General features: G+C 73.0%; 20 protein-coding genes. 11 read left to right on the top strand and 9 right to left on the bottom strand.

Features of this window, described 5'->3' with window-relative positions:
• Nucleotide 1: 1 nt before the first annotated feature.
• From ACFYX3_RS37125 to ACFYX3_RS37135, 3 genes are read right to left on the bottom strand one after another with little or no spacing between them, the layout of a single operon-like run.
• Entirely contained in the window at nt 2–1,699 is a 1,698-nt protein-coding gene (locus ACFYX3_RS37125; protein ID WP_389023544.1) for a condensation domain-containing protein, read from the bottom strand.
• A complete protein-coding gene (locus tag ACFYX3_RS37130; protein WP_389023547.1) occupies nt 1,696–3,012 on the bottom strand; it encodes a DUF6271 family protein in 1,317 nt (438 codons plus the stop codon). Before ACFYX3_RS37130 ends, ACFYX3_RS37125 begins: the two co-directional genes overlap by 4 nt.
• Nucleotides 2,994–4,076 carry a phytanoyl-CoA dioxygenase family protein gene (locus ACFYX3_RS37135; RefSeq protein WP_389023550.1) on the bottom strand — a complete coding sequence of 361 codons (1,083 nt, stop codon included), beginning with the start codon at nt 4,074–4,076 and terminating at the stop codon, nt 2,994–2,996. Before ACFYX3_RS37135 ends, ACFYX3_RS37130 begins: the two co-directional genes overlap by 19 nt.
• Nucleotides 4,077–4,362: 286 nt before the next feature.
• Here ACFYX3_RS37135 and ACFYX3_RS37140 point away from each other — a divergent pair, with 286 nt between their 5' ends.
• From ACFYX3_RS37140 to ACFYX3_RS37150, 3 genes are read left to right on the top strand one after another with little or no spacing between them, the layout of a single operon-like run.
• On the top strand, nt 4,363–5,223 hold the full coding sequence (locus ACFYX3_RS37140; protein ID WP_389023553.1) for a hypothetical protein: 861 nt from the start codon (nt 4,363–4,365) through the stop codon (nt 5,221–5,223).
• Nucleotides 5,224–5,281: 58 nt separating this feature from the next.
• Nucleotides 5,282–5,512, top strand: coding sequence for an acyl carrier protein (locus tag ACFYX3_RS37145; protein ID WP_116157505.1), 231 nt, complete (start codon nt 5,282–5,284; stop codon nt 5,510–5,512).
• The gene (locus ACFYX3_RS37150) at nt 5,499–6,140 is read left to right on the top strand and encodes a 4'-phosphopantetheinyl transferase family protein (RefSeq protein ID WP_389023557.1); all 642 of its coding nucleotides are present in this window, start codon (nt 5,499–5,501) and stop codon (nt 6,138–6,140) included. Before ACFYX3_RS37145 ends, ACFYX3_RS37150 begins: the two co-directional genes overlap by 14 nt.
• Here the strand turns inward: ACFYX3_RS37150 and ACFYX3_RS37155 are convergent.
• On the bottom strand, nt 6,100–6,798 hold the full coding sequence (locus ACFYX3_RS37155) for a hypothetical protein (protein WP_389023560.1): 699 nt from the start codon (nt 6,796–6,798) through the stop codon (nt 6,100–6,102). The genes ACFYX3_RS37150 and ACFYX3_RS37155 overlap by 41 nt on opposite strands.
• Before the next feature lie 137 nt (nt 6,799–6,935).
• On the opposite strand from ACFYX3_RS37155, the gene ACFYX3_RS37160 reads away from it, so the two are divergent.
• Together ACFYX3_RS37160 and ACFYX3_RS37165 are read left to right on the top strand one after the other, a co-directional pair.
• Nucleotides 6,936–7,988: an AI-2E family transporter gene (locus ACFYX3_RS37160; protein WP_389023709.1), complete on the top strand. Its 1,053-nt coding sequence runs from the start codon at nt 6,936–6,938 to the stop codon at nt 7,986–7,988.
• A 153-nt stretch (nt 7,989–8,141) separates the two neighbouring features.
• A complete protein-coding gene (locus ACFYX3_RS37165; protein ID WP_389023563.1) occupies nt 8,142–9,791 on the top strand; it encodes a glycosyl hydrolase family 8 in 1,650 nt (549 codons plus the stop codon).
• On the opposite strand, the gene ACFYX3_RS37170 is transcribed toward ACFYX3_RS37165, so the two are convergent.
• Complete coding sequence (locus ACFYX3_RS37170) at nt 9,768–11,546, bottom strand: FAD-dependent monooxygenase (RefSeq protein ID WP_389023566.1); 1,779 nt, start codon at nt 11,544–11,546, stop codon at nt 9,768–9,770. The two genes, ACFYX3_RS37165 and ACFYX3_RS37170, sit on opposite strands and share 24 nt — an antisense overlap.
• Before the next feature lie 105 nt (nt 11,547–11,651).
• Here ACFYX3_RS37170 and ACFYX3_RS37175 point away from each other — a divergent pair, with 105 nt between their 5' ends.
• From ACFYX3_RS37175 to ACFYX3_RS37200, 6 genes are all read left to right on the top strand, one after another.
• On the top strand, nt 11,652–12,344 hold the full coding sequence (locus tag ACFYX3_RS37175) for a GNAT family N-acetyltransferase (protein ID WP_389023569.1): 693 nt from the start codon (nt 11,652–11,654) through the stop codon (nt 12,342–12,344).
• Nucleotides 12,341–13,009 carry a 4'-phosphopantetheinyl transferase gene (locus tag ACFYX3_RS37180; protein ID WP_389023572.1) on the top strand — a complete coding sequence of 223 codons (669 nt, stop codon included), beginning with the start codon at nt 12,341–12,343 and terminating at the stop codon, nt 13,007–13,009. The genes ACFYX3_RS37175 and ACFYX3_RS37180 overlap by 4 nt, the downstream gene beginning before the upstream one ends.
• 48 nt (nt 13,010–13,057) lie before the next feature.
• Entirely contained in the window at nt 13,058–13,417 is a 360-nt protein-coding gene (locus ACFYX3_RS37185; RefSeq protein WP_389023574.1) for a hypothetical protein, read from the top strand.
• Between the two features lie 80 nt (nt 13,418–13,497).
• Nucleotides 13,498–13,989 (top strand): SAM-dependent methyltransferase, encoded by a 492-nt coding sequence (locus tag ACFYX3_RS37190; RefSeq protein ID WP_389023577.1) that lies wholly within the window; start codon nt 13,498–13,500, stop codon nt 13,987–13,989.
• 57 nt (nt 13,990–14,046) lie between these two features.
• The gene (locus ACFYX3_RS37195; protein WP_116157497.1) at nt 14,047–14,724 is read left to right on the top strand and encodes a response regulator transcription factor; all 678 of its coding nucleotides are present in this window, start codon (nt 14,047–14,049) and stop codon (nt 14,722–14,724) included.
• Nucleotides 14,721–16,184 carry a sensor histidine kinase gene (locus ACFYX3_RS37200; protein ID WP_389023581.1) on the top strand — a complete coding sequence of 488 codons (1,464 nt, stop codon included), beginning with the start codon at nt 14,721–14,723 and terminating at the stop codon, nt 16,182–16,184. The genes ACFYX3_RS37195 and ACFYX3_RS37200 overlap by 4 nt, the downstream gene beginning before the upstream one ends.
• Nucleotides 16,185–16,241: 57 nt before the next feature.
• Here ACFYX3_RS37200 and ACFYX3_RS37205 read toward each other — a convergent pair whose 3' ends face one another.
• From ACFYX3_RS37205 to ACFYX3_RS37220, 4 genes are all read right to left on the bottom strand, one after another.
• Nucleotides 16,242–16,700 (bottom strand): group II truncated hemoglobin, encoded by a 459-nt coding sequence (locus ACFYX3_RS37205; protein ID WP_389023584.1) that lies wholly within the window; start codon nt 16,698–16,700, stop codon nt 16,242–16,244.
• Nucleotides 16,701–16,797: 97 nt separating this feature from the next.
• Nucleotides 16,798–17,316 carry an SgcJ/EcaC family oxidoreductase gene (locus ACFYX3_RS37210; RefSeq protein WP_389023587.1) on the bottom strand — a complete coding sequence of 173 codons (519 nt, stop codon included), beginning with the start codon at nt 17,314–17,316 and terminating at the stop codon, nt 16,798–16,800.
• Between the two features lie 131 nt (nt 17,317–17,447).
• Nucleotides 17,448–18,836, bottom strand: coding sequence for an MFS transporter (locus ACFYX3_RS37215; protein WP_389023590.1), 1,389 nt, complete (start codon nt 18,834–18,836; stop codon nt 17,448–17,450).
• A gap of 106 nt (nt 18,837–18,942) precedes the next feature.
• Entirely contained in the window at nt 18,943–19,329 is a 387-nt protein-coding gene (locus tag ACFYX3_RS37220; RefSeq protein WP_389023593.1) for a hypothetical protein, read from the bottom strand.
• Nucleotides 19,330–19,342 lie beyond the last annotated feature (13 nt).

Raw genomic sequence — 19,342 nt, forward strand, 5'->3', positions numbered from 1 at the left:
GTCACATGCGCCGGTCCCGGCCGGCCCCTTCCCTGAGAATCCGCTGCCGGAGCCACGCACTGGTCCGGTCCCGGTCCGCCTCCGCCGGCGCGTCCCGCACGATCACGTACCGGCGCGGGGCCAGCACCCCCGGCCGGCCCGGGAGGGCGTCCATCAATGCCGCGTGCGCGTCAGCCGGAGTGAGCGGGGAGCCACCGCACGCGAGGTACGCGGTGAGGCCGTCCTCGTCCGGAGCCACCCGCACGGGTACGCCTCCCAGCGCCCCGCTCAGCACCTCCGCCACCTCGCACGGCGACACCCACGAGCCGTCCACCCGGACCCAGCCCGCGCCGCGCTCGACCGGCCGGACGCCCGTCACCTCGGTGAGCGCCGCCAGTGGCACGTCCTCGGCGGCGGCCGCCTCCAGGAGCCGTACCAGACCGGTGAGGAATTCCTCGGCCTCGTCCGGGGCGAAGAGAGCGGGATCGACCCACAGGTCGAGCCGGAGCAGGGGCGCCGTCTCGTGGACGAAGGTCAGGATCCGGGTCGGCAGCACCTGCACCGGCCCCCGGACCACGTCCAGTTCGGGTCCGTCGGCCTCGCCCGTGGATCCGGCCGCCGCCGGGAGGGTGCTGACGTCGTTGAAGACGACGTCGCGGGCGAAGCGGCTGCCCCGCTCGCGGGTGACGGCGTCGATCATGTCCCAGAGGCGGACCGCGTCGAACCGGCTGTTCCGGTAGGCGTCGAGAGCCGCCCCCCACGCCTTGCTCAGGAGCGCGTCGAAGGACGGCACCCCCATGTCGAGGCAGAGCAGCGCGTCCTGCGACACGGTGTTCACCGAGCGGGCGAGCCGGGGCAGGAACCGGTTGGAGGTCGGCACGGCCGCCACGCAGGACGACTGGCCCGTACGGTGCGCCACGAGCGCGCACCAGGCCGTGAGCAGCACGGTGGACGGCAGGCCGCCGGTGCGTTCCGCCACGAGGGCGAGCGCGCGGGCGCCCCGCAGCGAGCGGAGCGTCAGCTGCTCCGCCTCGACCTCGGTGCCCACGGCGCCCGGCTCCGCGAACATCGCCTGCGGGCCGGTGCGGATGATCCGCTCCCAGTACCGCAGGGAAGCCCCGGCCTTCCGGAGTCCGCCCGGGGTCGCCTCCTCGGCGGCGAGGTCGAGCGGGGTGAACGCCGTCACGGCGGGGAGCGTCCGGCCGGCGAGCAGGTCGAGCCAGTCCTCCTCCAGGACGGAGAGCGCGCTGACGTCCGTCACGGCGTGGCTCGCCGCCAGGGCGACGAACACCGGAGCGCCGGCCACGGCGACGAGGGAGATGCGGAGCCCGAAGTCCCGGTCCAGGTGGAAGCGGCCGACGCGGTCCCGGCGGGCCACCGAGTCGGCGTACCCGGCGGCGTCCGGGGGAACCTCGTCGTGATCGAGGACCGTGACCGTGAACTCTCCCTCCGGCGCCACGACCTGCTCGCACGGCGCCTCGCCCGGCGCGTGGGGGAAGGTCGTCCGCAGTGCCTCGTGCCGCACCACCAGGGCGCGCAGCGCGTCGATCGCCGACTCCGTCCGCGTCCCCTCGGGTACGGGCCACACGGCGTGGATGTTGATGTGCTCGGGCTCGTCCCGCAGCATGCAGCGGATCATGTTGGCCTGGCCCATCGTGACGGGCCCCCGGCGCCGCTCCCCGCCCGCGTAGGCGACGGTGATCGTGTACGTCTTCGTCATGCGGCGCCCCCGGACGACAGCTCGTGGTCCCCGCTCGCGTGGACGACGGCCGCCCAGGTGTCGATGAGGAGGGCGAACTCCGCCATGTCCTGCCGGACTTCGTCGATCATCGGCTCGCGGCGGGCGGCGAGGAAGTCCGCCGCCTCGGCGTAGCGGCCGCCGAGCTTGCGGTAGGAGCGGTCGACGACGTCGAGGCGCTCGGCGTTCTCGGCCCGGTCGAGCCGCGTGCTCTCCCGGACGAGAGCGGCGACGGCGTCGGCGCGGAGCCCGCCCCCGGCGTCGAGCAGCGAATCGCCGGCCGCCTTCGTCCCCGCGTACACGGAGTGGAGATGAGGGGTGGCGAGCAGGAACTTCGTGAACCGCAGCTGGTAGGCGAGGAATCCGCTGTCGGAACGCCGTTCTCCGGTGTGGAAGTTGACGATGTGCCGGTTGTGCAGCACTCCGGGCAGCCGGGCGTCGTGGACCAGGTGGAGGAGGAGGTAGTCGCTGCCGATGGTGTCGGTGGCGGGCGGCAGCGGCACCCGTCCGTACACCTCGCGCGCGAGGGCGATGTTGCACATGTCGACGCGCGTGGGGCTGACGGTGGTGAGCGTGGTCAGGTCTCCGGTGAACGCGGCGGTCCCGGCGCCCCGGAACGACTCGGCGATGAGGTTGCGGCGCCAGATCTCCGGATAGCCGTCCGGGACCGAGAGGCCGATGACGTCCTCGTACACGACGGGGTCGAGCCTGTGGATCTCCTCGACGTCCACGGACATCTCGCCGACGAAGGAGCCGCCGACCAGGGAGACCGGCCGGTGCGCGGACGCGGGGTCGAGCCTGCTCCGGGACACGAGCCCGGCCACGTCGGAGGCCCGCCGGCCGAGGGCCGCCAGCTCGTGGTGGAGCGGGAAGACCGGTTCCCCGTCCAGGTGCTGGTAGCGGCTGTCGGAGTCCCTGCGGTGCACCGAGGCGCAGCCGAGCGCCTCCGCGAACAGGAAGGCGCGGTTGGTGCAGGCGCCGTAGGACACCCGGTCCGGCAGCATCAGGGCGAGCACGCGGTCCGGTTCGGCGACGCCGGACCGGACGATCACCTCGCGCAGGAAGTCCCGCTGGGCGGCCTCGTCGAAGTGGTGGACGACCACGCCGGGCACCGGGGGCAGCGCGGCCACGGTCTGCCGGTGCTCGGCTAGGGCGGGTGCGGGGGAGGAGTCCAGGATCAGCAGGTGCACCTCGACGCCGAACTCCCGTGCGCCGTGGGCGGCTTCCGCCGCGACCGACCGGATCGTCCCGGAGCAGGCGCGGTGGGTGGGCAGGGTCAGGCAGACACGGCGCACGCCGGCTCCTCGCCCGTGGCCTCGTGGGGCTCGTTCCAGGAGGTGAGCCCGAGGAGGCGGCTTCCGAGCCCGTTCAGGGTGGCCGTCGGGTAGCGCTCGGACTCGTGCAGGACGGGGTCGCCGACCAGGGTGCGGTTCCAGCGGGGGGTGCGCAGGTGCCGCCAGGACTCGACCCGGGACTTCCGCAGCTTCGTGTGCTCCTCCAGGGCCGGCATCATCGACAGGTACTGGACCGCCCGCACCTGGTCCGCCGAGGTGTTGCGGGCCACGCCGTGGGCGAGGAGGCCGTTCCAGATCAGCAGGTCGCCCGGGCGCAGATCGGGGCGGACCACGGGGAACTCCGTCCGGTCCACGGCGGGGCGGATCGGGTCCCGGTCGGCGGGCTCGCCGAGCTTCCACTCCTCGAACCGGCGGAACAGTTCCGGGCAGCACTGGAAGCCGCCGGACTCCGGGCTCGTGTCGTTCAGCGCGATGATCCCCTGCACCCGCTGCGGGGGCACGCCGAGCGTGGTGTCGATGTCCCAGTGCAGCTCGATGTCGAAGCCCCGGTCGGTGGGCTCGATGAGGGCGCGGTCGCGGTTGCGCACGTTGGGCGGGTTGAGGTTGAGGCGGTCCTGGGTGACCCACAGCTCCTCGCAGTCCCACACGTCCACGAAGGCGTCGTAGACCCGCTGGGCCTGTCGGCTGTCCCAGAGCAGCTGGTGGTGGTACGCCTCCACGAAGCCGTACACGTGCAGCTGCTGGTCCAGTTCGGAGCGGAACGGGCGGTCCTCGTACCAGCTGTCCGGGCGTTCGGGGTCGAGGCCCTGGAAGTCCCAGGCGAAGTCGAGCAGGCGCCGTGCGGCCGCGGCCGGGATCGCCTCGCGGACGACGACGTAGCCGTACGTCTGCCAGTGGGCGAAGTCCTCCTCGGAGAGCACCCGCAGCGGCCGTGACTTCTTCAGCTCCCGCAGGGTGGTCTGGGCGAGGTACGACTCGCCGTCCGCGCTGAAGTACGGCAGGTCCGACGCCGCCCGGTGCAGCCGGGGTCGGCGGGCAGGGCGGTGCGGGGCGGGTGTCGTCATGGGGTCCCTCCAGAGGCGGTGGCCGGAGGTCAGGCGGCCACGTCGTTCAGAAGAATTGGTTTAGACCATCGCTTCTGTCAAGTGCCTCCCGGGTGTGTCCCGTTGGCAACCCCGAAGGTTCGGCGGCTCGGCCGCTTTGGTCTAGACAACCTTCGGTGAACTGGCTTAGGGTCCCCATGCGCAGGCCGGCCCCTGAGGAAGCGTCAGGCGGCTTCTCCGCCGTGCCGTGGTCGACGAGGACCCCACGCCGTGACTGTTCGCCCACGCCCAGAGGGAGCCCTTCTCCATGAGCACACCCGGCACCACCGTCCTCCCGGACGGCGGTCTCAAGAGCCCCGGCGCGGGCCTGATCACCCTGGACCCGGTCCGCACCGCCCTGCTCCACGGCCTGGACGAGCTGCTCACCGGCCTGGCCGCGCGCCTCTCCGCCCCCGAGGTGGTGGGCCCGCCGCTGCTCTCCGTGGAGGGCCTCGCGCGCCTCGACTTCTTCCGCAACTTCCCCCATCTCGGCGTCTCCGCCGGGCGGTTCGCCCCCGACGCGCTCGACGGCCTCGCCGCGGGGGAGTCCCCGGGCGAACTGCCGCTCCGGCCCACCGGCCACCTCCTGCCGTCCGCCACCTGCTACGGCCTGCTGCTCTCCCTGGAGGGCCGGGACGTCGGCGAGGGAGGACTGCGGCTCTCGGCCGCCGGCCGCTGCTTCCGCAACGAGACCCACTACGACGGCCTCAAACGCCTGTGGGGCTTCCACATGCGCGAGGTCCTGTACCTCGGCACGAAGCAGGGATCGCTCGAACACCTCGACCAGGGAGCCGAGTTCATCCAGGAACTGGCCGGACGCCTCGGCCTCGCACTGGACCGGGCCGTGGCCGACGACCCCTTCTACGACAAGGGCGGCTCCCGCGCCCGGCTCATGGCGCTCGACCCCGTCAAGCACGAGTTCAGCGCCCCCGACGGCACGGCCATCGCCTCCGTGAACCGGCACCGCAACTTCTTCGGCGAGCGCCTCGACATCCGCGCGGGCTCCGCGGGCCCCGCGTACAGCGCCTGCGTCGCCTTCGGCGTCGAGCGCTGGGTGCACGCGATGATCCTCGCCCACGGCAGCCCCGAGCAGGCGCTCGACCGGCTGCGCGAGGCCGCCGCCGCGTAGACGGCAGGCCTTCCTTCCGCACCTCTACCAGTACTCGGCACAGCAAGGAGCACCCCCCATGGACCCCATCGTCGCGTGGCTCCACGAGAAGAACCCGGGTCTCGACGGTCCGATCGACACCGACGAGGACCTCATCGAGGCCCGGCTCATCGACTCCATGGACTTCCTGGAGTTCATCGACCTCCTGGAGGAGCTGTCCGACAGCTCCATCGACCTCCAGGAGGTCACCATCGACGACTTCCGCACCATCGGGCGCGTCCAGGAGCGCTTCCTGAGTGGCGCGCAGTGACCCCCCGCCCCTGAACGCCCTGGCCGTGGTGGCCACCACCGGGGAGGCCCTGGACCTGCCGGGACTCCACGAGGGCATGCTCGCGCCCTGGGAACGCCGGCGGCTCGACCGGATCCGGGTGCCGAACCGCCGCGACGACGTGCTTGCCGCCCGTCTCCTGGTCCGGTGGTGCGTCGCCCGGTTCACCGGGCTCCCGCCCGAGGCGTCGGGCCCGGAGCAGTACTGCGAGGGATGCCGGCGGTACGGGCACGGCCGCCCGTACCCGAGCCGTCTCCCCGGGCTCGGCGTCAGCCTGAGCCACGCCGACGGTCTGGTCGCGGCGGCCGTCGGCCCCGGTCCGGTCGGCATCGACGTGGAACCCGAGGGGCGCCGGCCCGGCCCCCTCCCCGTGCTGCGGCGACTGCTCCCCGAGGCCGAACTGCGGGAGGCGGCGGCCGCCCCGGACCCGGACGCGGCGCTGCTCCGCCTGTGGGTGCGCGGTGAGGCCCGGTTCAAGGCCGGCGGTCAGGAGGGTCTGCGACTCCTGGAGTGGGCCGACCGGGACCGGGCGGCCGTCGCGGCGGTCGCCGGGACCGGGCCCGTCACCGTCATGGCATGCGGGGACCCAGTGTCCGCACGACCTGCGTGAGGACCTTCTCGCTCCAGTTCCGCTTCGACGCCGGGTACTCGCCCACGCCGTCCGCGGTGGACATCCCGCTCACCTCGAACTGGTACGGGCCCTGGTGGCAGGTGGGCCCGTCGGAGACGTCCGGAAGGAAGCAGCCCTCGGTGCCGAGCGAGGTGCCGAGGTCCCGGAACTCCTTCTTGTACGTGCCCTCGGTCGCCCGCTTCCGCGCCGACTTGAGGTCCTCGGCGTAGTTCTGCTCCACGAGTGCGGGGTCGGCGATGGCCGTGAAGGTGACTCTGACGCTGCTGTTGTGCTCGCTCTCGTACTCGGACGGCAGCCCGAACTCGAACTCGCAGCCGCCCGCCGGGACGTCGCCCGTCGTGCCGGGCGCGGACTCGGACAGGGGGTTGAAGTCGATGATCGTGACCTTCACCGGGTCCCGCGCGAAGTCGGTCGCCTGCGGGAGGATCGCCCGGATCTCCTCGTCGCTCAGCACCTCGCAGGCGTTCGGCCACTCGGCGAGCGGCAGCGAGGCGTTCGCGGCCGGGTGCGCGGCGAGTCTCGGGCCCGACGGCTTCGCCGCGCCGAACTCCAGCGGCGGCGGTGCGCTGCTGCAGCCCGCGAGCGCGAGAGGAGCGGCCACGGCGAGGACGAGGCACCACCGGTTCAGTCTGGACACGTCACGTTCCCCCGAAAGTGAAGACGCCGGAATCGGGGACCATTCTGCACACCGGACGGCCGAATGGCGGGACCGGGTCGGGCGAATCCGCCGCTGACGGCGTGGCCCCGTGAGCGGGCGGTGGTACGTCGATGGCCATGCAGCCAGCCACGCCCCCGACGGTCAGCCCCTTCCTCCGTACGGCCGCCGCCTACGCGTGGCGGCTGCTCGCCGTCGGCCTCCTCGTCTACAGCCTGTTCGCGGTGCTCGGGCGCTTCCACGAGATCGGTGTGGCCCTCTTCCTCGGCCTGGTGATCACCGCGCTGCTCCGGCCCGTCGCCGACCTGGTCGCCCGGCACCTGCCCCGGCCGCTCGCGGTCGCCCTCACCCTGCTCGTCAGCATCGCGCTCGTCATCGGAGTGCTCGTGCTGGTCGGCGAGGCGGTCGCGGGGGAGCAGACCACCCTGGTGCGCGAGTTCCGGGAGGGCGTCGGACGGATCGAGCGCTGGCTGGAGCGGCCCCCGTTCCGCCTCGATCCGGACGCGCTCTCCGGCGTGCAGTCCAAGATCGGCGATTACCTCTCCAGCCACCGATCCGCCCTGCTCAGCACGGCGCTGAGCGGAGCCGGGCACGTCGTCACCGTCCTCGCCACGCTGGCCCTCGGCCTGTTCTCCGCGGTGTTCTTCATCCACTCGGGGGACCGGCACTGGTCCTGGTTCCAGGAGCAGCTCCCGAATGTGGTGCGCGACCGCGTCGCCATGGGCGGGAGAGCGGCCTGGAGCACCTTCACCGGCTATACGCACGGCATCGTCCTGGTCGCCGCGACGAACGCGGTGCTCGTCGGCATCGCCCTCTGGGCCCTCGGGGTCCCCCTCGCCGTCCCGCTCGCCCTCCTGGAGTTCCTCGCCGCCTTCATCCCGCTGATCGGCTCGCCGATCGCCCTCGCGATCGCCGCCGTCGTGGCGCTCGCCTCGAAGGGCCCGCTGGTGGCGGGCATCGTGGTGGCACTGATCGTGATCATCGGTCAGATCGAGGGACATCTGCTGCACCCGCTCGTCATGAGCTGGGCGGTGCGGCTCCACCCGCTGGTGGTGGCCGTCTCGGTGGTCGCGGGCTCCATCGCCGCGGGCGTCGTGGGCGCGGTCGTGGCGGTGCCGCTGGTGTCGGTGGTCTGGTCGGTGCACACGGCGCTGCGGGACGCGCGCGGCTGAGTTCCCGGACCGGTTCACACCCGAGTCCGTGCCGCGCGCGGCCGACTTCCCCCGTGCGCGGGGTCTTGCGCGGGGTGGGCGGCCTCTCTACTCTCCCGGCCAATGGTTAGGAATATTTCCTAACGATTGGCCATGGAGGGAAAGGGAGTTGACATGCGTCGACGAAGCGTCACGCTTCTCGGGCTCGCGGGTCTGCTGGCGTTGCCCCTGACGGTCATGCCGCAGGCGCAGGCCGCCGACGGCCTCGTGTCCGGCGGAAAGGCGGTGACGGCCTCGTCCGTCGAGACCTCGGCCTTCGGGCCCGGCCTCGCGGTCGACGGCAGCACGGCCACCCGCTGGGCGAGCGTCGAAGGGGTCGACCCGCAGTGGATACGGATCGACCTCGGGGCGAACCACACGATCTCCCGGGTGAAGCTCGACTGGGAGGCCGCGTACGGCAAGGCGTACCGCATCCAGACCTCCACCGACGGCACGACCTGGACCGACGTCTACTCCACCACCGCCGGTGACGGGGCGACCGACGACCTCACGGTCTCCGGCAGCGGCCGGTACGTCCGGATGTACGGCACCGGTCGCGGCACGCCGTACGGCTACTCCCTCTGGGAGTTCGAGGTGTACGGCGCGCCCACCGGCACCGGCGGGGGCGGCGGAGGACCCGCCGTCCCCTTCGGCAGCCACCTCAAGCCGTACGTCGCCGGCATCCTGAAGCCCTCCGGCACGCAGTCCGCCCTCGACCAGAAGGTCGTCGACTACTACAACCGGTGGAAGGCCGCCTTCGTCCGGCAGAACTGCGGCAACGGCTGGTACCAGGTCATCTCGCCCGACGCCGACCACCCGTACGTCGCCGAGGCGCAGGGCTACGGCATGGTCGTCACCGCCACCATGGCGGGCGCCGACCCCGACGCCAAGAAGATCTTCGACGGGCTCGTCAAGTGGAAGATCGACCACCCGTCCTCGGTCAACCCCAACCTCCTCGCCGCCGAGCAGGACGCCTCCTGCAAGAGCGTCGACGGCGGCGACGGCGCCACCGACGGCGACATGGACGTGGCCTACGGCCTGCTCCTCGCCGACAAGCAGTGGGGCAGCACCGGCACGTACAACTACAAGGACCTCGCGCTCAAGCACATCGCCGCCATCAAGAAGGACGAGGTCAACGCGACGACCAAACTCCTGAAGCTCGGCGACTGGAGCAGCTCGGGCGACCAGTACTACTACATCACCCGCACCTCGGACTGGATGGCCGACCACTTCCGCGCCTTCCGCGCGGCCTCGGGCGACAGCACCTGGGACGCGGTGCGCAGCGCCCACCAGACGCAGATCTCCCGCCTCCAGTCCACCTACGCCTCCGGCACCGGACTCCTGCCCGACTTCGTCGTCGACACCAACACCACGCCCAGGCCCGCCCCCGGCCAGGTCCTGGAGGACCCCAACGACGGCGCGTACTGGTGGAACGCCTGCCGCACCCCCTGGCGCATCGGCGACGACGCGGTGACCAGCGGCGACGCCACGTCCCTCGCGGCCGCCCGCAAGGTCAACGGGTGGATCAAGACGAAGACCGGCGGCGACCCGAACAAGATCGCCGTCGGCTACAAGCTCAACGGCACCCAGATCTCCTCGGGCAGCGAGGCCGCCTTCTTCGCGCCGTTCGCGGTGGCGGCGATGACCGACCCGGGCAGCCAGGCCTGGCTCGACGCCCTGTGGAGCAAGATGCTGGCGACCCCGGTCGACACGAGCAGCTACTTCTCGGCCAGCATCCAGCTCCAGGTCATGATCACCGCCTCAGGCAACCACTGGGTGCCGTAGCGGGGCGTCCTGCCGCACGGACAGGGCCCTGAGATAACCGCTCAGGGCGGCGGCGGTCCCGGCGAGCGGGAAACGGGCACCGAGCTGCCCGTCGGGACGGACGACGAGACCGGTGGCACCGTCGGGGAGGTACAGCCGAGCGAACTCCCCGGCGGTGTCCCGGTAGACGGGCACGGACGGACCGGCGGGCACGGACCGGCCGGCGGGCGAGGACGGACTGCCGGGCGAGGACAGGTCGCCCCGTGAGGACGGGGCACCGGGCGTCGACCGGGCGTCGGGCACGGACAGGTCGTCCGGACCCGCCGTCTCGTCCGCGTCCGCCGCGAGGATCACGATCGCCGGGAGGTCGCCGGCCGCCCGTACCGCCTCGGCGGCCCCGGCCAGTTCGGCGCCGTCCGGTCCGTACAGCAGCACCACGTGCCCCGGGCGCCCCCGCAGCACGTCGAGGAGCCGCAGCGGATACGCGGCGATCGGCGTGGTCAGGCCCGCGCAGTCCGGGGCCCGGTCGCCCGCCCGGGGCGCGCCCTCCGGACCGTACGGTTCGCCCGCGAGCGGACCGCCCCGGTAGCCGACGAGCAGCTGGGCCTCGCGCAGGAGCAGCGTCCTCCGGTCCTCGGGGTCGGCCTCGATCCCCCGTACGGCGTGCCGCACGGTCCGGCCGACGACCTCCTCGCCGACCGGACGGCGCTCGGCGTCGTACGTGCCGAGCAGCGCGGGCTCCGCCTCGCCCCGCACCACGAGGGCGAGCTTCCAGGCCAGGTTGCAGGCGTCCTGCACACCGGTGTTCATGCCCTGGGCGCCGGTCGGCGGATGGATGTGCGCCGCGTCGCCCGCCACGAAGACCCGGCCCCGCCCGTACCGGTCGACGATCCGGTGGCTGATGCGGAAGACGGAGGACCAGCGCAGCCCCGAAAGGCGCGCCGGGCGCGGCGCGAGCCGGTCGACGACGTCCTGGAGGTCGGCGAGCGAAGGGCCCCGGCCGCCTTCGAGGCCGTGCGCCACACCGTCCGGGGCGTCCGCGCCCCGGGAGGGGGAGAGTTCCGGCGGGAGCTTCATCGACATCCGGTAGCGCCCCGCCCCCGGCAGCGGGATGCACACGAGCACGTCGCCGGGGGAGCCGTCGGCTCCCAGGCGGGTCGAACGGATGCCGTAGCCGGAGGGCAGGTCCCAGTCGGCCACGACATCGCCCAGCATGTACTCCTCCTGGAACGCGCCGCCCTCGAACGACAGGCCCAGCGTCTTCCGCACGACGCTGTGCGCGCCGTCGCAGCCGATCAGATACGGGACCCGCAGCTCCTCGTCGGCCCCGGACGCCGTGCGCAGCCGCGCCGTGACCCCGTCCCGGTCCTGGGTGAACGACACCAGTTCCGTACCGCGCTCGATCACCGTCCCCATGCGGGCCACGTACTGCTCCAGGAGCCGTTCCGTCTCGTACTGCGGCAGCGCGGCGAAGCCGTACGGCACCTCGGGCGGCATGGTCAGCTCGATGCGGTCCCGCTCGCGGCCGTCGACGAAGGCCAGCTGACCGCGCAGCGGCACGGCGGCCTCCAGGACGTCCCGGACCAGGCCCATCCGGTCCCAGAGCTCCAGGGTGCGCGGCTGGATCCCGACGGCCTTGGCGTACGGGAGACGGGCGGGCAGCCGGTCCACGAGCCGGCAGTGCACGCCGTGCCGGCGCAGCTCGGCGGCCGCGCTCAGACCGACCGGACCCGCGCCCACGATCAGGACGTCGGTGGTGGAGCGTTGGTGCGCCACGCGTGCCTCCCAGGTTCCCGGACCCCATCGTCACCCGGGGCCGCCGCGTCGGCGAGCGGGTACGGCCGTCCGGTCGCGTCGGCCGGGACCGGTACTGTCGCGCGCATGCTCGAACTGATCACTCCCACCACCCGCCTGCACACCTCCTGGCAGGAGGCGTACGAGGAGTGGCCCGCCGGCGCGCAGCAGGACGGAGCGGGGCTGCGGCTCGCCCCGGACGGCACCCTGGACCGGCCGGACGTCTTCGCCGCCTGGGTGGAGCGGCTGCGCGGCCAGGGCGACACGACGGTGCCCGCCGCCCCGGGCCGCGTCCACGCCACGTACCTGTGGATCGTCGACGGCGACACCTACCTCGGCGCCGCCGAACTCCGGCACGAGCTCAACGACTTCCTCCGCGAGGCCGACGGCCACATCGGCTACAGCGTGCGGCCGTCCGCCCGGCGCAAGGGCGTGGCGATCCGGGCCCTGGGGAAACTCCTGCCGAGGGCCAGGGACCTGGGCCTGGACCGCGTCCTCGTCACCTGCGACGAGGACGACCTCGCCTCCGCGCGGACGATCGAGCGCAACGGGGGCGCCCTGGAGGACGTCCGGACGAGCGTGTACGGCACGAAGCGCCGGTACTGGCTTTCGACACGGCCCGCCCTGCCGGTCATGCGCCCCGGCGGACTGTCCACGAACGACCTCCGCGTGTGGGGCCGTGCCCAGGGCTTCGACGTACCGGACCGAGGCCGGCTGCCGTGCGAGGTCCGGACGGCATGGGCACGGGCCACCGAGGAAGCAGGGGAGTGCGCCGAATGATCGCGGAACTGCTGCCGGACGCCGTCGCCTCCGCCTGGCGGCGCGACGACGCGGAGCCCGTCACGCTCTTCCCCGAGGAGGCCGCCGCCGTCGCGCGCGCCGTCGTCGGGCGACAACGTGAGTTCGCCACCGTACGACTGTGCGCACGCCTCGCCCTGCGCCACCTCGGCCTGCCCGAGACGCCCCTCGCGCCGGGTGCGCGCGGGGAGCCGCGCTGGCCGCAGGGCGTGGCCGGCAGCATGACGCACTGCGCGGGTTACCGGGCCGCCGCTCTGGCCAGGTCCGCGGACGTGCTGTCGATCGGCATCGACGCGGAACCGGCCGCCGCCCTTCCCGAAGGGGTCCTGGAAGGCGTGTCCCTGCCCGGGGAGCGGCGGCACCTGGACGCGCTGACCGCCCGCACGCCGGGAGTCCCCTGGGACCGGCTGCTGTTCAGCGCGAAGGAGAGCGTCTTCAAGACCTGGTACCCGCTGACGCGGAGGGAGCTGGCATTCGAGGAGGCGTCGATCGACTTCGAGCCGGACGCCCGCCAGCACTCGGGCACGTTCACCGCCGGGCTGCTCGTCCCCGGCCCCGTGACCGGCGGCACCCGGAGGGACCACTTCACCGGACGCTGGCTCGTACGCGAAGGCCTGGTGCTCACCGCGATCGTCCTGCCCCGGTAGGGCCCCCTTCGAGGAACCGGTCGGGGCCGTCCCGCGTCCCTCCCGGGCATGAGCGAGAACCCGTCAGAAGAAGCGCGGGACCGGTGGGAGGGCGCCGTCGGCTGCCTCCTCGCCGTCGTCGGCGTCGCCGTCGCGGGCGCCTACGCGCTGCCCCGCGCTTCGTACAGCATCGAGGGAGGCTTCGAGGCGCACGCGCGGGACTGGGGAGTGATCCTCGTCGATGTGCCGCTGATCCTCTTCGCCGGTCTGGTCGTCCCTCCGCTGACCTGGGCGGCGGCCACCCGGTGGCTCCGGCCGTTGGCGGCCGTGCTCGTCTGCGTGGCCGTCGCCGGACTCGCGCTGTGGGGCCTCGCGGCCTGGTGGCATCCGCGTCAGGGCCCGGATCCCGGGTACGGGCCCGGCATCTGACGGTCCCTCGGCGCGGGGTAGCGTGCCCGACGCCCGCCTCGCCGGAGGCGCGGCCACGACCGACGAAGGAGAGAGCCCCCATGGCGCAGGAGCACACGGAGCACACCCCGGGCGTGATCGTCTCGCGTCCCGTCGGCCGGGTGGTCGGCGGGCGGAGCGAGGTGCGCGACGACGAGTGGGGGGACGTCGAGTCGGTCGTCCGCCTCGACGCGGAGGCCTTCGGGCCCGAGGCGCTGGCCGGGCTCGACGCCTTCTCGCACCTGGAGGTCGTCTACCACTTCGACCGGGTGAGCCCCGACGCCGTCGAGACCGGAGCCCGGCATCCGCGCGGCAACGCGGAGTGGCCGCAGGTCGGGATCTTCGCCCAGCGCGGCAAGAACCGCCCCAACCGGCTCGGCGTCTCCCGCTGCCGCCTGGTCCGTACGGACGGTCTCGACCTCCATGTGCGCGGTCTGGACGCGGTCGACGGCACGCCGGTCCTCGACATCAAGCCGTACATGACGGAGTTCGGCCCGCAGGGACCGACCACGCAGCCCGCCTGGGCCGACGAGATCATGCGCCACTACTACTGAACCGGGAGCGGACTCCGGTGGTGAACTGACGTACGGAACTCGAACTAGGGTTGCCCCGTGCGTGTACTGCTGGTGGAAGACGACGAGCCCGTCGCCGAGTCCCTGAGGCGCGGGCTGCTGCGCTACGGCTTCGAGGTGGAGTGGGTCACCACGGGGACGGCCGGACTCGCCGTCACCACGCCCTACGACCTGGTCCTCCTCGACCTCGGACTGCCCGACACCGACGGGCTCGACGTCTGCCGGGCGCTGCGGCGGCGCGGCGACGTGCCGATCATCGTGATCAGCGCCCGCAGCGACGAGACCGACCGGGTCGTCGGCCTGGAGATCGGCGCCGACGACTACGTGTCCAAGCCCTTCGGGGTGCGCGAGGTCATCGCCCGCATCCGGGCCGTGATGCGCCGGGTGCGTCCGGCGGAGCAGCCCACGGGGCCCCAGCGGTACGGGGCCCGGCTGAGCGTCGACCGCAAGGCGGCCCGGGTGTGGCTGGACGACGCCGAGGTGGCGCTGACGCCCAAGGAGTACGACCTGCTCGCGTTCCTCACGGAGGAGCCGGGCGCCCTGATGTCGCGCGAACAGATCATGGAAGCCGTCTGGGACGCCAACTGGTTCGGGCCGACCAAGACCCTCGACGTCCACGTGGCGGCGCTGCGCCGCAAGCTGGCCGGCGCGGTGACCGTCGAGGCGGTCCGGGGCGTGGGCTTCCGGCTGGTCGTGGAGTCCGTGGCCCGCCCGTGATCAGACGTCTCATCGTCAGCTACGTGCTCCTCGTCGCCGTGGCCCTCGCCGCGTTCACGGTGCCGGTCGCGTTCACGCTCACCGCCCAACTGCGCGGTGACACCGAGGAGTCCGTACGCCGCGAGGCCACCACGATGGCCCTGCTCCTCGGGGACGGCGACGAGCCCGCACGGCAGGCGCTGGCCCGGATGGCCGGGGCGTACGCGGACGAGACGCCGGGCACGGTCGAGGTGGTGGCCGCCGACGGCAGGAGTGCGATGCCGCCGCTGCCCCTGCCGTCGCACCCGGACGACCCGGCGTTCGGCGCGGCGCTCGCCCACGGCCGGACCACCGTCGACTGGGGCTCCCGGCTGGTCTGGGGCCCGGAGCTGGTCGTCACCGTGCCGGTGTACGCACGGCGCGAAGCCCTCGGCGAGGACGACGATGGCGACGACGAAGAGGCGGAGACCGTCGCGGCCCCGGCCCCGGCCGACCGGATCGTCGGCGCGGTCCGGGTCCGGTACGAGACCGCCGACCTGAGCGACCGGCTCTGGCGGATCTGGGGCTTCCGGGCGATCCTCGCGATCGGCGTGCTCGCGGTCGCCGCCGGTCTCGGTGCGATCGTCGCCCGGCTGCTCACCAGGCCGCTGCGTCAGCTCAACGACATGGCGAGCCGGTTCGGCGACGGCGATCTCACCGCCCGCTCGCCCGTCACCGGCCCGCAGGAGACGCAGACCCTGGCCCGCACGCTCAACCAGGGAGCCGAACGCCTCGACACCCTCGTCGCCTCGCAGCGCATCTTCGTCGCGGACGCCTCGCACCAGCTGCGGACCCCGCTGACGGCGCTGCGCCTCTCCCTGGACAACATCGCGGACGGCGTCGACGACGGGTTCGTCCGCGAGGACGTCGACCAGGCCACCGCCGAGGTCGTCCGGATGAGCCGCCTGGTCAGCGGCCTGCTCGTGCTCGCCCGCGCCGAGGCCAAGGTGTCCGCGCCCGAACCGCTGGCGCTGCGCGAGCTGGTCGAGGAGCGGCTGAAGGTCTGGCGCCCGGCCGCCGACGAACGCGGGGTGACCATCCTCCTCACCGGCGAAGCCGACGACCTGCCGCCGGTCCTCGTGGGGCCCGGCAACCTCGACCAGGTCCTCGACAACGTGCTCTCCAACGCCCTGGAGGTCTCCCCGGACGGGGGGACGATCACGGTACGGGTGGAGACGGGCGGCCCGGAGGAGGCGGTCCTGGAGGTCCTCGACGAGGGCCCCGGCATGTCCGCAGCCGAGCAGGCCCGCGCCTTCGACCGGTTCTGGCGCGGCCAGGGGCTGACCGGGCGCTCGGGTTCCGGCCTGGGGCTCGCCATCGTCAAGCAGCTGGTCACGGACGACGGCGGCGGGGTGGCCCTGCGGGACGCGCCCGGCGGCGGACTGTGCGTACGGATACGGCTGAGAACCGCCGCCGACGCGCCCCGCTGGATCACCCCTTAGTGCCTGCCCGACGACTGGGGCCTGTCTTTCGGATCGTGCCGGATCAGGGAGCGGGCCCTAGGCGAGGCCGTCCCAGCCCCAGCGCGGGGTGGGGCCGGGCTCGCCGAGGTCCGTGCCCGGGGCGGAGGCCGAGACGTCCTTGGCGATCCGCGTGCCCCAGTCGAAGTACTCCATCACCCGGCGGCGCAGCAGGGCGTCGTCGGGCAGCTCCTTCTCCACGGCCGCCTTCATCAACTCCATCCAGCGCAACCGCTGTTCCTCCGTGATGCCGAGCCCGAGATGGGCACGGAGCAGGGCCTGGTGCCCGCCGAGCTCCGCCGTGAACCCGGCGGGCCCCGAGAAGACCTCCGCCAGCCACACGGCGACGTGCTCCACATGGGTGGCGGTGAAGTCGGCGAAGACGGGAGCGAGGAGGGGGTCGGCCAGGACCCCCTCGTAGAACGTTCCGGAGAGCCGGCGCAGCGCGTCGGCGCCGCCCACGGCCTCGTACAGGGTGTTCGTGTGTTCGGCGCTCATGGAGGTCCTCCGGGATCCGGGATGTGTCCTCCCAGCCTTACCGCAACACGGCCCGGATCCCAGGATGTTCGCTCTCGGCGGGGCGCAGGCCCTCGCCTCAGGACGGGATCACCGACGAGTGGTGGTTGACGATCAGCCACCACTCGTCGCGCTTCTCGTACACATAGGTGTAGCGCGCGTCGAGCGGCTTGGTGACACCCGTCTTCGGGTCGGTGAGGTGGAAGCGGTAGAGACCGGCGTCTATCGCCGAGTCCGCGTCCAGGACGTTGATCTCCGAGCGGATCTTCTCGCCCCTCGGCTTCTTCTCCAGGAAGTGCGCGAAGTAGTCGGCGATCTCCACGTGGTCGGTGCGGATCCTCGGGGAGGCGGTCGGCAGCAGGACGGCGTCCTCGGCGTACAGGTCGGTGACCCGCTCCGGGTCGCCGGAGCGCAGCGCCGCGTTCCACCGGTCGAACAGCCCGGCGATCTCCCGCTCGCCGGGCATGACCGCGGCCTTGCCGCGCCGGCCGTCCTCCTCGTCCGCCTGTGCCACGCCGACCCCGGCGACGAGCGTGCCGAGGGCTGCGACGGCGAGACCGCCGGCGAGGGCGGCGCGGGTACGGGTCATGCGCTTCATCAGAGGCTCCAGCTTCGCGTGGACGGGCCCCGGACGCCGGTGCGTTCGGGTGCTGCCACTCTCGCGGCGCGTGATGCAGCCCCCGTACAGCGGACGTCAAGCGCCCGTCCAAGACTCGGGAAAGACGGTTCCTAGGGCTTCGGTCGCGCCGCGCGCGCCGCGACCAGGAGGAACAGTCCGCACGCCGCCACGATCAGCCACCCCGGACGGGTCGCGGCGGCGAGACCGGCCGGGTCGGCGCCCGCGACGAGACCGCCGGCGACGGCGATGCCGACGGCCACGCCGACCTGGCGCGAGGTGGACGTGACGGCCCCCGCCACGCCGGCCCGGGACGGCGGCAGACCGCTGACCGCGGTGTTCGTGAGAGGGGCGTTGGCGAAGCCGAACCCGATGCCGATCAGCAGGAAGGCGAACAGGATCAGCGGCACGCCCGTGTCCCCGTCCAGGCCCACGAGGCAGAGGCCCCCCGCCGTGGTGAACCCGCCCGCGAGGAGCAGGGGACGCCGGGGCCCGATGCGCCCCACGAGGGCGCCGGACCAGGGCGCGCACACCGTGGCGCCGAGTGCCAGGGGCAGGGTCACGGCGCCGGCCGCGAGCGGTGTCAGGCCACGGGCCTGCTGGAGGTAGAGGGTGCTGAGCAGCAGTGTCACGTTGAGGGCGACGAAGACCGCCGTCGCGCCGAGCACCGCCGTGACGAACGGCGGCCGCCGGAACAGGCCGAGGTCCATCAGGGGCTCCTCGCGTCGCAGTTCGATCCGGACGAAGCAAGCCGTGGCCACGGCGGTCAGCGCGTAGCCGGTGAGGGCCGCGGGCGACGCCCAGCCGATCCGGGGGCCTTCGATGAGCAGGCCGACGGTGAGGCAGAGCACCAGGGTGAGGAGCAGCTGACCGGGCAGGTCGAGGCGGCGGGCGCGCTCCCCACGGGACTCCGGCACGAACAGGGCGACCAGGACGAGGGCGAGGACCACCACCGGCGCGTTGATCCAGAACACCGCGCGCCAGCCGAACGCGCCGATGAGCGCCCCTCCGGTGACCGGGCCCGCCGCCATGCTCAACCCGAAGACCGAGGCCCACACCCCGATCGCGCGGGCCCGTTCCCGGGGGTCGGGCATCGCGTTCACCACGATCGCCAGGGCCACCGGGCTCAGCATCGAGGCGCCGATCCCCTGCACGGCCCGGGCGGCCACCAGGACGCCGAGGGACGGGGCGAGGGCGCACACGAGGGAGGCCAGGCCGAAGACGAGCAGCCCGGTCCGGAAGATCCGGCGCCGCCCGAGACGGTCGGCGAGGGCGCCGGAGACGATGAGCAGACTGGCCATGGCCACGGTGTACGCGTCGACGACCCATTCGAGACCGCGCGTGCCCACGTCGAGGCCCCGCCCGATCTCGGGCAGCCCCACGTTGACGATGGTGGCGTCGACGCCGACCAGGAACATGCTGAGCGCGCAGACAGCGAGCACCGTCCAGCGCCGGCGTGAGCTCAGCGGGACGGGTGGAGCGGCCAGGGATGTCGTGAGCACGTGAGTTCCCCCTTCGACGAGTGCGGACGCCGTCCAGACTCGAACCGGGGGAGCGGTCCTGGCAAAGAACTTTGCCAGGACCGCAAACAGGACCGTGAAACGGGACTCAGACCGCGGTGAACAGGTCCCCGGGGGCGTCGTCGAGGACGAAGCCGTTGTCGAAGCGGACGCGGACCGTCAGCCTGCGCTTCCGCTCCTGGTACGCGGTCCACTCGGGTTCCAGGGAGGCGACCTGCTCCTCCAGCTGCTGCCTGCTCCCCGGCGGCATCTGGTGGCCGAAGTCGTCGAGCAGCGACTTGAGCCGCTCGTACTCACGGACCTCCTGGCTCTGCGGCCGGTCCTCGTCCACCCGCTCGACGGTGCCCTCGAGGCCGGCCGCGAGGGCCAGGAACCCCGCCGCCGTCCCGGCGGAGGTCCCGCCCGCCGGGACGACCTGCCCGTCCAGCCGGAGATCGACCGTCAACCTCACCCGTCGGCCCTCGTTCAGCGTCATCGGTCCTTCGTCT

The organism is Streptomyces sp. NPDC002463 (genome assembly GCF_042889835.1).
Lineage (GTDB): Bacteria > Actinomycetota > Actinomycetes > Streptomycetales > Streptomycetaceae > Streptomyces > Streptomyces nymphaeiformis.

Bases quoted from the DNA above. Each gene is read 5' to 3' on its own strand.
- ACFYX3_RS37125 (WP_389023544.1), bottom strand. From the start codon at position 1,699: ATGACGAAGACGTACACGATCACCGTCGCCTACGCGGGCGGGGAGCGG.
- ACFYX3_RS37135 (WP_389023550.1), bottom strand. From the start codon at position 4,076: ATGACGACACCCGCCCCGCACCGCCCTGCCCGCCGACCCCGGCTGCAC.
- ACFYX3_RS37140 (WP_389023553.1), top strand. From the start codon at position 4,363: ATGAGCACACCCGGCACCACCGTCCTCCCGGACGGCGGTCTCAAGAGC.
- ACFYX3_RS37145 (WP_116157505.1), top strand. From the start codon at position 5,282: ATGGACCCCATCGTCGCGTGGCTCCACGAGAAGAACCCGGGTCTCGAC.
- ACFYX3_RS37160 (WP_389023709.1), top strand. From the start codon at position 6,936: ATGCAGCCAGCCACGCCCCCGACGGTCAGCCCCTTCCTCCGTACGGCC.
- ACFYX3_RS37165 (WP_389023563.1), top strand. From the start codon at position 8,142: ATGCGTCGACGAAGCGTCACGCTTCTCGGGCTCGCGGGTCTGCTGGCG.
- ACFYX3_RS37175 (WP_389023569.1), top strand. From the start codon at position 11,652: ATGCTCGAACTGATCACTCCCACCACCCGCCTGCACACCTCCTGGCAG.
- ACFYX3_RS37180 (WP_389023572.1), top strand. From the start codon at position 12,341: ATGATCGCGGAACTGCTGCCGGACGCCGTCGCCTCCGCCTGGCGGCGC.
- ACFYX3_RS37185 (WP_389023574.1), top strand. From the start codon at position 13,058: ATGAGCGAGAACCCGTCAGAAGAAGCGCGGGACCGGTGGGAGGGCGCC.
- ACFYX3_RS37190 (WP_389023577.1), top strand. From the start codon at position 13,498: ATGGCGCAGGAGCACACGGAGCACACCCCGGGCGTGATCGTCTCGCGT.
- ACFYX3_RS37205 (WP_389023584.1), bottom strand. From the start codon at position 16,700: ATGAGCGCCGAACACACGAACACCCTGTACGAGGCCGTGGGCGGCGCC.
- ACFYX3_RS37210 (WP_389023587.1), bottom strand. From the start codon at position 17,316: ATGAAGCGCATGACCCGTACCCGCGCCGCCCTCGCCGGCGGTCTCGCC.
- ACFYX3_RS37220 (WP_389023593.1), bottom strand. From the start codon at position 19,329: ATGACGCTGAACGAGGGCCGACGGGTGAGGTTGACGGTCGATCTCCGG.